Annotated in this window: 12 protein-coding genes and 1 tRNA gene; 9 read left to right on the forward strand and 4 right to left on the reverse strand. The window is 71.3% G+C overall.

The features are described 5' to 3' along the window. Positions 1–28 precede the first annotated feature (28 nt). Both ACI2JZ_RS13985 and ACI2JZ_RS13990 read right to left on the reverse strand, forming a co-directional pair. A complete protein-coding gene (locus ACI2JZ_RS13985; protein WP_404598160.1) occupies positions 29–670 on the reverse strand; it encodes an SDR family NAD(P)-dependent oxidoreductase in 642 nt (213 codons plus the stop codon). Between the two features lie 31 nt (positions 671–701). Further along, positions 702–2,141, reverse strand: a complete 1,440-nt coding sequence (locus ACI2JZ_RS13990; protein ID WP_404598162.1) for a DUF6421 family protein — start codon at positions 2,139–2,141, stop codon at positions 702–704. Positions 2,142–2,213: 72 nt separating this feature from the next. Here ACI2JZ_RS13990 and ACI2JZ_RS13995 point away from each other — a divergent pair, with 72 nt between their 5' ends. From ACI2JZ_RS13995 to ACI2JZ_RS14005, 3 genes are all read left to right on the forward strand, one after another. After that, positions 2,214–2,669 carry an Lrp/AsnC family transcriptional regulator gene (locus ACI2JZ_RS13995; RefSeq protein WP_247634062.1) on the forward strand — a complete coding sequence of 152 codons (456 nt, stop codon included), beginning with the start codon at positions 2,214–2,216 and terminating at the stop codon, positions 2,667–2,669. 18 nt (positions 2,670–2,687) lie between these two features. Then, positions 2,688–2,978, forward strand: coding sequence for a DUF4287 domain-containing protein (locus tag ACI2JZ_RS14000; RefSeq protein WP_247634063.1), 291 nt, complete (start codon positions 2,688–2,690; stop codon positions 2,976–2,978). A gap of 63 nt (positions 2,979–3,041) precedes the next feature. Then, the gene (locus tag ACI2JZ_RS14005; RefSeq protein WP_404598163.1) at positions 3,042–4,037 is read left to right on the forward strand and encodes a 1,4-dihydroxy-2-naphthoate polyprenyltransferase; all 996 of its coding nucleotides are present in this window, start codon (positions 3,042–3,044) and stop codon (positions 4,035–4,037) included. Positions 4,038–4,085: 48 nt separating this feature from the next. On the opposite strand, the gene ACI2JZ_RS14010 is transcribed toward ACI2JZ_RS14005, so the two are convergent. Next, positions 4,086–4,394, reverse strand: a complete 309-nt coding sequence (locus tag ACI2JZ_RS14010) for a DUF4229 domain-containing protein (protein ID WP_247634064.1) — start codon at positions 4,392–4,394, stop codon at positions 4,086–4,088. Between the two features lie 47 nt (positions 4,395–4,441). Beyond that, on the reverse strand, positions 4,442–5,332 hold the full coding sequence (locus ACI2JZ_RS14015) for a hypothetical protein (RefSeq protein ID WP_404598164.1): 891 nt from the start codon (positions 5,330–5,332) through the stop codon (positions 4,442–4,444). 124 nt (positions 5,333–5,456) lie between these two features. On the opposite strand from ACI2JZ_RS14015, the gene ACI2JZ_RS14020 reads away from it, so the two are divergent. The 6 genes from ACI2JZ_RS14020 to ACI2JZ_RS14045 all read left to right on the forward strand — a co-directional run bounded on the left by ACI2JZ_RS14020 (position 5,457) and on the right by ACI2JZ_RS14045 (position 11,580). Further along, positions 5,457–6,437, forward strand: a complete 981-nt coding sequence (locus tag ACI2JZ_RS14020; RefSeq protein ID WP_247625216.1) for a glycosyltransferase family 2 protein — start codon at positions 5,457–5,459, stop codon at positions 6,435–6,437. Next, entirely contained in the window at positions 6,434–7,825 is a 1,392-nt protein-coding gene (locus ACI2JZ_RS14025; protein WP_404598166.1) for a polysialyltransferase family glycosyltransferase, read from the forward strand. The genes ACI2JZ_RS14020 and ACI2JZ_RS14025 overlap by 4 nt, the downstream gene beginning before the upstream one ends. Before the next feature lies 1 nt (position 7,826). Continuing rightward, on the forward strand, positions 7,827–9,023 hold the full coding sequence (locus ACI2JZ_RS14030; RefSeq protein WP_404598168.1) for a cytidylyltransferase domain-containing protein: 1,197 nt from the start codon (positions 7,827–7,829) through the stop codon (positions 9,021–9,023). A 96-nt stretch (positions 9,024–9,119) separates the two neighbouring features. Further along, a complete protein-coding gene (locus tag ACI2JZ_RS14035; RefSeq protein WP_247625213.1) occupies positions 9,120–9,992 on the forward strand; it encodes an N-acetylneuraminate synthase family protein in 873 nt (290 codons plus the stop codon). Beyond that, entirely contained in the window at positions 9,989–11,410 is a 1,422-nt protein-coding gene (locus tag ACI2JZ_RS14040) for a DUF6716 putative glycosyltransferase (RefSeq protein ID WP_404598169.1), read from the forward strand. The genes ACI2JZ_RS14035 and ACI2JZ_RS14040 overlap by 4 nt, the downstream gene beginning before the upstream one ends. Positions 11,411–11,504: 94 nt before the next feature. Beyond that, a tRNA-Met gene (locus ACI2JZ_RS14045) sits at positions 11,505–11,580 on the forward strand. Positions 11,581–11,605: the final 25 nt, after the last annotated feature.

The following is an 11,605-nucleotide window of genomic DNA, read 5'->3' on the forward strand; positions in this document are numbered from 1 at the left end:
ACGCCACGCTCCCGATCGCGAACCCCGCTCACTCCAGGTCGATGACCCGGTCGTTCAGCTCGGCGGCATCCGCATCCCAGAGACCGACGATGCGCGGTGCCAGCGACTCGGGGTCGAGCGCCTTCGCGCGGAACACGACGGATGCCGCGCGCAGCGGCTCTCCCGCATCCCGAGCCGTCTTGGCGAACCCCTGTGCGACGGCGCGCGTCCACGCCTCGCTCGCGGCCTTGACCGCGGCGTAGTTCGCCCCGCCGGCGAGCGGTCGCGCGACGGCCGTCGACGACACGATCGCGAAGCGTCCGGCATCCGATGCCCGCAGTGCCCCGTCGAACGCGCGGCTCGTCGCACGCACGGCGTCGAGTGCGGGCAGCAGCGCCGTGAAGTCCTCGTCGCTCTGACCGGCAAGGCCGCCGCCCCCACGCCACCCGCCCACGAGGGGCACGACGGCGTCGACCGCGAGGCCGTCGGACGCGAGTCGCTCCGCCAGCGCGATCATGTCATCGAGCGAGGTCGCATCGGCGACGTCGGTCCGGGCTCCGGCATCCGCCAGCGGCTGCAGACGGTCGGCGGAGCGTCCGGTCGCGACGACGCGCATGCCCGCCGCGATCAGCGCGCGGGTCACGGCGAGGCCGGAGGCGCTCGTGGCCCCCGCGAGAACGATGGTCTTCATATGCGAGACTCCGGCCCGGCCGTGGATGCGATCAGTCGTCGGTTCCGCGGATTCCCACGGTCGACTCGATCACGGTCTTCATCTTCTTGTCGAGCGCCTCGAAGAACATCGACAGCGGGAACTCGTCGTCGAGCACCGCGTCGGTGTAGCCCTTGGGGGCCCCCGCGAGGATCTCGTCCGACAGTCCGCGCGCCCAGGCGGACGCCGGGTGCGGGGTCAGCACCGAGCGGACGAGGTCGTAGGCGGCCAGCCAGTGCGCCGTCTTCGGACGGTCGATCGAACGCCAGTACAGGTCGTCGATCGCGTCGCCGAGCGCGACGACCGCGTCGGGCACGCCCTCCCAGTCGAACGCGAGCGCCGTGTCGGTCCAGTGCAGCACGCCGCGCTGGTGCAGCCACGCGAACAGCAGCTGTCCGCCGAGGCCGTCGTAGTTGCGCACGCGCGAACCCGTGATCGCGAAGCGGAAGATGCGGTCGAAGATCACCGCGTACTGCACCAGAGGTGCATGCTCGAGCATCTCGCGCTCGGAGTCGGTGAGATCCTCGCCGGCCTCGCTGCGCGCGGTGAGCGTGCGCTCGATCTTGACCGACTCGCGGAACGCGGTCAGGTCGCAGCGCATCTCTTCGAGCGAGTAGAGGAAGAACGGCATCCGCTGCTTGATCATGAACGGATCGAACGGCAGGTCGCCGCGCATGTGGGTGCGGTCGTGGATGATGTCCCACATCACGAACACCCGCTCGGTGAGCGCCTGGTCGTCGAGCATCTCGGCGGCGCGTTCGGGCAGATCGAGCTTGGTGATCTCGGATGCCGCGCGCGTGACGCGGCGGTAGCGGGCGGCCTCGCGGTCCTGGAAGATCGCGCCCCACGTGAACGAGGGGATCTCGCGCATCGCGACGGTCTCGGGGAACAGCACGGCCGAGTTCGTGTCGTACCCGGGTGTGAAGTCGACCAGACGCAGCGAGACGAACAGCTTGTTGCCGTAGTCGCCGGCCTCGAGGGCGCCGATGAACTCCGGCCAGATCGTCTCGACGATCAGGGCCTCGACGAGGCGGTCGCTCGAACCGTTCTGCGTGTACATCGGGAAGACGACCAGGTGGCGGGTGCCGTCGACGCGGTGCTCCTGCGGCTGGAACGCCACGAGCGAGTCGAGGAAGTCCGGAACGCCGAAGTCCTCGGCGGCCCAGCGGTCGAAGTCGACCACGGAGGCCGCGAGGTAGGCGGCGTCATGGGGGAAGGCGGGCGCGAGGGCGCGGATGCCGGCGGTGATCGCGGCGACGAGCTCGCGGGCCGTCGCGTGGTGCGCGGCGTCGGGGATGGATCCGTCCTTGATCTGCATCTCGCGGATCGCGATCGCGGCATCCTTGAGCTGTGCCCAGGCGGCGGAGGACTCCGCGGTCGATGCATCCTCGACGACCTCGGGTTCGCCGACGATGGCCTGAACAGCGGAACTGTTGGCGGAAATGATGGACATCGGGACCTCCGATCGGAGAAATAGACGGAAACTTTCCTGTGCAAACGGGAAGCTAACGATATTCTTACACGCATGGATGACTCTGTCGACCGCGCGATCCTTGCCGAGATCTCCCGCGACGGGCGTGCCACGCTCTCGCAACTGTCGGATGCCGTGGGGCTGTCGGTCTCGGCCGTGCAGTCGCGTCTGCGCCGCCTCGAGACGCGGGGCGTGATCACCGGCTACCGGGCGCTGCTCGACCCGGAGAAGGTGGGCACGCCGCTCTCGGCGTTCATCGAGATCACCCCGCTCGACCCTGCGCAGCCCGACATCGCCCCCGAGCAGCTCGAGCACCTGGATGCGATCGAAGCGTGCCACTCGATCGCCGGCGACGCGAGCTACATGCTGTTCGTGCGCGTGGCCTCGCCCCGGGCGCTCGAGGAGCTCGTGCGCGACATCCGGCTCGCGGCATCCGTGAACACCCGCACGACCGTGGTGCTGCAGACCTATTATGAGCATCGACCGATCATCCCGATCGCGCACGACTGACCCCTGAAGGAGACACCGATGTCGTTCCAGGCCTACCTCGACAAGGTCGAGACCCAGACGGGTCTCACGCCCCGGCAGTTCATCGCGCTCGCGAAGGAGCAGGGTTTCGACGAGACGACGAAGTCGACCGTCGTGCTGAACTGGCTCAAGGAGACCTACGGTCTCGGCCACGGGCACGCCCAGGCGATGGTGCACGTGATCCTCAAGGGGCCGAAGATCAGCTCCACGCACGTCGGCAAGGGCGGAGCACACGGCGACAAGAGTGACGAGCTCTGGCTCGACGGCAAGGACTCGAACCCGAATCCCTGAGCCCGAATCCCCGACCCGCCGTCGCCCCCGGGGCGTCATGGGCTCGCACAGTAGGATTCCTCCGTGGCAGCATCCTCGAAGCGCAAGACCTCCGCGACCCGCAAGACCAACCCGGCCCGCGTGAGCGGCAACCCGGCGAAGCGGGCGAGCGGCGACCCCGCCCGCCAGGCCGTGATCGAGGCCGGGCCCGTCACGCTCGGCGACTGGATCGGCGCCGCGCGTCTGCGCACGCTGCCCCTCGCGATCGCGCCGGTGCTCATCGGCACGGGAGCCGCGCGCAGCACGGGCCCCGAGTTCCACTGGGTGATCGCCCTCGCGTGCCTCGCGGTCGCGGTGCTGCTGCAGATCGGCGTCAACTTCACCAACGACTACAGCGACGGCGTGCGGGGGACGGATGCCGTGCGCGTCGGTCCCACACGTCTCACCGCTTCGGGTCGCGTGAAGCCGCGCACCGTGCTCATCATCGGGCTGGTGTTCTTCGCGCTCGCCGCCGCGGTGGGCGTCGCGATCGTGGTGCGCACGGAGCAGTGGTGGATGCTGGCCGTAGGCGCCGCGTGCATCGTCGCCGCCTGGTTCTACACCGGCGGCAAGCGCCCCTACGGCTACGCCGGTCTGGGCGAGGTGTTCGTGTTCGTCTTCTTCGGGCTCGTCGCGACCCTCGGCACGACCTGGGTGCAGATCTTCGACCTGCCGCAGCAGGCGTGGCTCGGGGCGATCGCCGCGGGACTGTTCGCCTGCGCGGTGCTGCTCGCCAACAACCTGCGCGACATCGACCAGGATCGCGTCGTCGGCAAGCGCACCCTCACGGTGCTCATCGGGCGCCGCGCGACGCAGGTGCTGTTCACGCTGTTCGTGCTCGCGCCGTTCGCGATCGCGATCCTGCTGGCGCTGCTCTTCCCGATCGCCTGGCTCTCGCTGCTCGCCCTGCTCGCGGGGTTCCCGGCGATCCTGATCGTCTGGACCTACCGCCAGCCCAAGGAACTCGTCATCGCTCTCGCGCTGACCTCGCTCACGTCGCTGCTGTACGCCGGCGCCCTGTTCTGGGCGTTCATCGGCTGAGCCGACAGAACCCGGCACAGCCCGGCAGAGCCCGGCTGTCTGCCTCGGTTACTTCTCGTCGCGGGTTTCGTCGGCGAGCGTCTCGCTCTCGCCGTCAACCACCGCGTCCTCCGCGTCGGCATCCTCCTGGCCGGTCGACGCGCGCGCCTCGCGGCGCTCGACGATCGCCGCCGACGCCTCGGTGAGCGGGCGGCGCAGGAACAGCATCGAGATGCTCGTGCCGATCAGCGCGGCGAAGATCGCGGCGAGCCACCAGAACTCCCGGAAGATCGGGAAGAAGAACCAGAGGATCGCGAGCGGGACGAGGAACGCCAGCAGCCGCAGCACGGAGTAGACGAAGAAAGGTGCAGGCTTCACCCGACAAGTCTACGAGCGTTCTCCGGGGCGGACTTCTCGGCCGACCCTCACAGCCCGATACGGGCGAAGGGGATGCCGCGCACGACCCGGTGCCGGGGATGCTCGCCGAGCGTCCACAGCATCCGCTCGTCCGGGTCGAGCGCGAGGTCCTCGCACCCGGCGGGCAGGGGCACGGAGTGCCGGGTCAGGGCATCGCGCGTGCCGGTCCACAGCCTGCCGGGGGTCTTCAGCGCCGACTGCGACACGAGGATCCGGTCACCCCACCGCACCGCACCCTGCATGCGGGGGATGCCGGGCGCGAACCTCTCGTGAGCGACGAAACCGTCATCGGTGCCCTCCGGGATCGTGAACTCGCCGATGCGTCCCTCGTCGTCGCGGCGGTACTCGCCGATCAGCACCCGTCGCAGCGGTGCGCCGTCGGCGTCGAACGCGCGCCCGAGGAACGAGCAGCGCAGATCGACCGGATGCACGCGCGTGCGCACGGCGACCAGTGCGGAGCGCGGCCACCATCGGCCGGCGATCCCGCGCACGCGCCGGGCGACCGGGCCGTGCACGCGGCGGATGTCGGACAGGTCGAACTCCCAGATGCCCCGTCCCGTCGCCGCGGCGAACAGCCGATCGCCGAACCAGGCCAGCCCGCCCGTGTGGATCTGCGCGGGCTGGAGGTCGCCCGCATCGTCCTCGATCGCGAGCGCGATGTCGATATGCCTCGCCCGCTCGGTGTCGATCAGCACGACGCGCGAGGCGAGATGATGGCCGGTCCGATCCTGGCGGAACCAGCTGACGGCGAGCGTGCGGCGCCCCTCGCGTTCGCCGATGTCGATCCCCTGCGGATACCAGCGGGTCGTCCAGGCGCGCGCCGAGAGCCATCGCAGATCATGGGTGTCACGGCGTCGTCGCAGCATCCGTCGACCGTTCGACCCGCGTGAGAAGAGCATCGCTCCATCGTCGCCGATGCGCGCGGCCCCGCCTACCAGGACACCCCGCGTTCACCCGCGCGTCGCCGGGCGGCAAGGAACGCCTGAGACGATTCCCGACCGACCGACCATCACCGGGAGTCCCGTGCGCAGTCCGCTCGTCACCGTCATCCTTCCCGCGAAGGACGCCGGCGCCTACATCGCGACCACGCTCGAGAGCCTGACGCGTCAGTTCGACGATGCGGCGGCGCTGAAGCTCGTGGCGATCGACGACGGATCCGGCGACGACACCGGCGCCCTCATGCGCCGGTACGCCGATCGGTTCCCGCACGCCGAGGTCATCCGCAACGACTCGGCCCGCGGGCTCGCGAGCGCGCGCAACCAGGGACTCGCGCACGTCGAGGGCGACGCCTTCTGCTTCCTCGACGGCGACGACTGGATGCAGCCGCAGCGGCTCGCCGTGCTCGCGCGTCGGCTGCGGGAGCTGGATGCCGACTTCCTGCGCACCGATCACGTGACGGTGACGGATGCCGATCGGGCACTCGTGCGCGCTCCGCATCCGTGGCGGGAGGCCGTCGTCGCCGCCCGCGACGCCATCCTGCCGGCGACCGAGACCACGATGGTCGATTACCCGTTCGCCTGGGCGGGCATCTTCGACCGCCGGATCATCGATCGGGGACTCGCCGCCTTCCCCGAGGGGCTGCACACCGCCGAGGACCGCCCCTGGATCTGGCGGCTGCATCTGTCGGACTCCTCGTTCGCGGTGGTCGACGCCCCCGCGCTCCTGTACCGCCGCGGGGTGTCGACCTCGCTCACGCAGGTGCGCGATCGGCGGCAGCTCGACTTCGCCCGTGCGATGGCCGAGGCCGTCGCGATCGTCGAGGCGGATGCCGAGGCCGCACGATTCCTGCCGAAGATCACCTTCTCCTCCCTGGCGCTCAGCTCGCACCACCTCGTGCGAGCCCGGCGGATGCCTCGCGCACTGCGCGGGGAGATGCGTGCGGGGATCGTCGAGCTGCTGCGGGCGCTGCCCCACGCCGAGGTGCGGGCCGCCGTGCGCGGACTCTCGGGACCGCGGCGCCGAGTGCTCGCGCGGGTGCTGCGACGGGCGGGGCACGGCTCATGACCCGGATCTTCGCGCTGCACAGCGCCTACGGGCTCGCGACCGTCGCCGCGGCGATCGACGAGGGGCTCCTGGAGCCGCGTCCCGGCAAGGTGGGCCGCGGTGGAGCGGGCGGCGACCGGGTGCTGGTGCCGTTCGTCTCGGCGCGGGTGCCCGAGCTCGTGACCGGGATCGCCGCAGACCCGGCGCTCGCCGCGCTGCGCACTCGCTTCGACCGGATCGAGGACCTCGACGCGCTGCTCGGCCCGCTGCATCCGAGCGGATGGGAGCCGGAACCTGCCGACCTGCCCCTGCTCGAGCGCCTGTTCACCCAGGCGTGGAACCTCGACGCCGATGATCTCGAGCTGTTCGTGCAGAGCCCGCAGGTCGCGCCGGCGCGCACGCTGATGTCGCTGTTCCCGCGCGCGAAGATCACGATCGTGGGTGACGGCCTCATGACGTACTCGCCGATGCGGGTGCCCCTCGACCACGCCGTGCGCAGCCGCATCATCCGGGTGCTGCACGCCGACGTCGTGCCGGGGGTCGCGCCTCTCGCAGGCGGCTCGGTCGCGGCATCCGTTCCCGTGCCCGTCGCCGCGTTCGGACGCGTGCTCGACGAGACCGATCTCGGGGAGCCCCTCCTCGACACGGCGGGGCACCCGCTCGACGATGGCGCCCCCACCGCGATCGTGCTCGGACAGTACCTCTCGACGCTCGGACTGCTGACCCCGCGCGAGGAGATCGCGCTGCAGCGCGAGCTGATCGACCGGGCGGCCGGCGCCGGGCCCGCCCGCATCATCTTCAAACCGCATCCGGCGGCGCCGCCGCTGCAGACGGATGCCGTGCGCGAGCGCGCCCTCTCGCACGGCGTGGAGTTCGCCGTCTACCGGGGTCCGCTCGCCGCCGAGCAGCTCGCGCGCCGCGTCGATGCCCGCGCGGTGGTCGCGGCGTTCTCGACCGCGCTGCCCACGGTTCATGCCCTGCGCGGCACGACGATCGCCTCGGCGGGGGCGTCGATGCTGCTGCGCCGCCTGCGCCCGTACGAGAACAGCAACCGGGTACCGCTCGCGATCGTCGACGCGCTCACCCGGGAGGATTCCCCGTACGTCGATCCTGCGCGTCTGCAGCTGCTCGTCGATGCGGTCGGCTACGCCATGCAGCCCGAGATCGCCGGGCACCTGCGCGAGCGCGCGGAACTGCTGCTGCGCGATCTACCCCCTGCGGAGCGCGAGCGGTACTTCTCGCCCGAGCGGCTGCGCGACCTGCGTCTGCCCGGGGCACCGGCCGAGAGTGCTGCGCGGCGGATGCTGCGCTCGGCCGGAGGCACCGGGCGTATGGAGGAGCTGCGGTTGACGGCGATCGGGGCGCGACGGCGTGCGGGCCGGGCCTGGCGAGTGATTCGAGGACGATGACATGAGCGATGACACGAGCGATGCGACCGACGGGCTGACCGTCGCGATCATCCCCGCGCGCGGCGGGTCGAAGGGCGTGCCGCGCAAGAACCTGCGCACCGTCGGGGGAGTGCCGCTGGTCGTGCGGGCGATCCGGGCGGCGCGCGACGCGGCGGGCATCGATCTCGTCGTCGTCTCGACCGATGACGACGAGATCGCCGCCGTGAGTGCGGCGGCGGGCGCGCGGGTGGTCCGTCGACCCGCGGAGATATCCGGCGACACGGCGTCGTCGGAGAGCGCGATCCTGCACGCGGTCGACGAGATCGAAGCCGCGGGGGAGCGGGTCGGGATCATCGCGTTCGTGCAGGCCACCTCGCCGTTCCTCCCGAGCGCGGCGCTCGCCGGAGCCGTCGCCGAGGTGCGGGCAGATCGTGCCGACAGCGTGTTCTCGGCGCATGAGACCTACGGCTTCCTCTGGCGTCGCGGCAGCGGATCACAGGTCGACCAGGCCACGGCCATCAACCACGAGGCCGGGCACCGCCCGCGCCGCCAGGACCGAGAACCGCACTACTTCGAGACCGGCGCGTTCTACGTCTTCCGTGCGGAGGCTTTCCGCACGAGCCGGCACCGTTTCTTCGGCCGGATCCGCATCGCCGAGGTGCCGGAGTGGACGGCGATCGAGATCGACGATGTGCAGCAGCTCCGCATCGCCGACGCGCTCGCCGCGGTGCACGATCGGGCAGGCGAAGCCCCCGGGCGCATCGACGTGCGCGCCGTGGTCACCGACTTCGACGGCGTGCACACCGACGACACCGCGATCATCGACGCCGACGGCGGGGAGCGCGTGCGAGTGAGCCGGGAGGACGGCATGGGCGTCGCACTGCTCCGGCGCGCCGGCATCCCGATGCTGATCCTCTCGACCGAGCAGAACCCCGTCGTCCGCGCCCGGGCCGAGAAGCTGCGGGTTCCGGTGCTGCACGGCATCGAAGACAAGGAGCAGGCGCTGCGCGCGTGGGCCACGGACGCCGGCATCCGCCTCGACGACATCGCCTACCTCGGCAACGACGTCAACGACCTGCCCGCGATGCGCATCGTCGGGTGGCCGGTCGCGGTGGCGAACGCGCACCCGCGCGTGCTCGCCGCAGCGCGCGTCGTGCTCACCCGCACCGGGGGGAACGGCGCCGTGCGCGAGCTCGTCGAACGGGTGTTGCCCGACTGACCGGTGCCGGTAACCCGGGAGTCGACGGGTGTTCACCCCCGAGGCGTAGCCAGGAGGGGCGGGGGTTTTCCGCATCGCTCGACCACCGGAGGAACCATGACTGTCAGCATCGGATCGCGCGTGATCGGCGGCGGTCGCCCCGCCTACGTCATCGCCGAGATCGGCCTGAACCACAACGGCGACGTCGACATCGCGAAGCGTCTCATCGACGTCGCGGCCAGGGCCGGTGCCGACGCCGTGAAGTTCCAGAAGCGCACCCCGGAGATCTCCACCCCCGCGCACATGCGCGACGTGCCGCGCGAGACGCCCTGGGGCACCATGAGCTACCTCGACTACCGCCGCCGCGTCGAGTTCGGACGCGACGAGTACATCGCGATCGGCGACCACGCCACGATGCTCGGCCTCGACTGGTTCGCCTCGCCGTGGGACGTGCCGAGCGTCGCCTTCCTCGAAGACCTGGGCGTGGTCGCGCACAAGGTCGCCTCGGCGAGCCTGACCGACACCGAGCTGCTCCTCGCCCTGCGCGAGACCGGCAAGCCCGTCATCCTCTCGACCGGCATGTCGACGATCGAGCAGATCGATCGCGCGCTCGACACGCTCGGCACCGACCGCGTCGTGCTCATGCACGCCACCTCCACGTACCCGCTCGAGCCCGAGGAGGCGAACCTGCGGGCGATCGCCACCCTCCGCGACCGCTACGCCGGGATCCCCGTCGGCTACTCCGGCCACGAGCGCGGCCTGCAGATCTCGCTCGCCGCCGTCGCGATCGGGGCGGTCGCCGTCGAGCGCCACATCACCCTCGACCGCACGATGTGGGGTTCCGACCACGCGGCCTCCCTCGAGCCGACCGGCCTCGAGCACCTCGTCCGCGACATCCGCGTGATCGAGAAGGCTCTCGGCGACGGCGTCAAGCGCGTCTTCGACAGCGAGCTCGCCCCCATGGCGAAGCTGCGCCGCGTTCCCGCATGACCGACCTGCGCCCCGGGGCGGGCGGAGGGCTGAAGGTCGTCGCGATCGCCGATGCCGACTCCTTCGTGAAGTGGTCGGCCTCGCTGCTCGCGGCGGTGCCCGGCATCCGTCCGCAGCTGCTGCTCGTGCGCACCCCGCTCACCGCGAGCGCGGCCCAGCAGCGCACGGCTCTCGCGGGCACCGGCATCCCTGAGTCCGATGTCGCGCGCATCGCCTTCCACGAGGCCGAGGCCTGGCTCGCCCGGCACGAGCCCGACGTGGTCGTGCTCGCCGGGCGCGGACCTTTCGTGCGCTTGATGGGGCGCGTGATCGACGCGCTGCCCCAGCGTCCCGTCACCGTCTCGGGCCTGCCGGGGATGGCGATCCCCGCGCAGCGCGGCGCCCTCGACTACCGGCGCCACACCGACCTGCTGGTCGTGCACTCGCACCGCGAGCAGAGGGCCTTCGCCGAGCTCGGTCGTCGCATCGGTGTGCAGATCCCCATGGCCCTGGCGACGCTGCCGTTCGCGCGCGGACGGGAGCGGATGCTGGCGGCCGATCGCGCGCGGGTGCTCGCCGCCGGAGCGGCGGGGGTGCCGGGAGTGGCGGGCGTCGCGGTCGCCGAGCGCCCGCAGCCTGCCGGGGCCGTCGCTCACCGCCCACCGGCGACCGACGTCGTGTTCGCGGCTCAGGCGATGGTTCCCGCGGAGCGCGCCGAGCGCGAGAAGATCGCCGAGATGCTCATCCGCGCCGCCGAGGTCGACCCCACCCGGCGCATCGTGGTGAAGCTGCGCTCGCGGCCGGGGGAAGCCGAGACGCACCTCGAACGCGACTCGTACCCCGAGCTGCTCGCGGGCCGGATGCCGTCGAACCTCGTCGTCTCGTACGCGTCCATGGCCGAGGCGCTCTCGACGGCCGCGGGTCTCGTCACCGTGAGCTCCACCGCCGCGATCGAGGCCGTCGCACAGGGTGTGCCCGTGATCGCGCTCGACTCCTACGGGGTCAGCAAGCCGCTCCTCAACACGGTGTTCGTGGGCAGCGGTCTGCTCGGCGGCGGGCGCGAGGTGGTGGGCGGCCGGTTCCGTCAGCCGCACCCCGACTGGCTGCGTGACAACTACTTCCACCCGTCGAAGGAGTCGACGTGGTGGGAGCGGGTCGAGGAGCTCGTCGCACTGCGCCGGGCGGGCGGGCTTCCGGCCCGGCGGGTGCCCGCACCTCGCGGGCGTCGGCTGCACGAGGCGTGGCATCGGGCCAGCGTGCTCGGTCGCGAGGACCGGTCGGTCAGCGGGGCGGTCGCACTGGCGATCGGTGTGCCGGCGACCCGCCTGATCTCAGCGCTGCGCCGGGGGCGCACGCAGGGCGGCGGGCGCACCTGGGCGGATGCCTCGACCGACTACACGCTCGAGCCGAGCCCGTTGCGCGACTCCATCCGGCGCTGACGTCGCGCCTTGATGACGTCATACGAAGTAGTCGAGTGTCACTTCGAGGAATGTCCTCGCTTTGACGATCACGGCCGGGTAACGTCAGTGCCATCGCGGCGATCCGGGCGGTCCCGGGCCTCAGCTCATATCTGATGGCGTTGCGGGTTCGACTCCCGCCGTCGCGTCCACTCTTCCCGATTCGCGGCCCGTCGC

Source organism: Microbacterium sp. NPDC087868, assembly GCF_044900755.1.
GTDB classification, from domain to species: domain Bacteria; phylum Actinomycetota; class Actinomycetes; order Actinomycetales; family Microbacteriaceae; genus Microbacterium; species Microbacterium galbinum.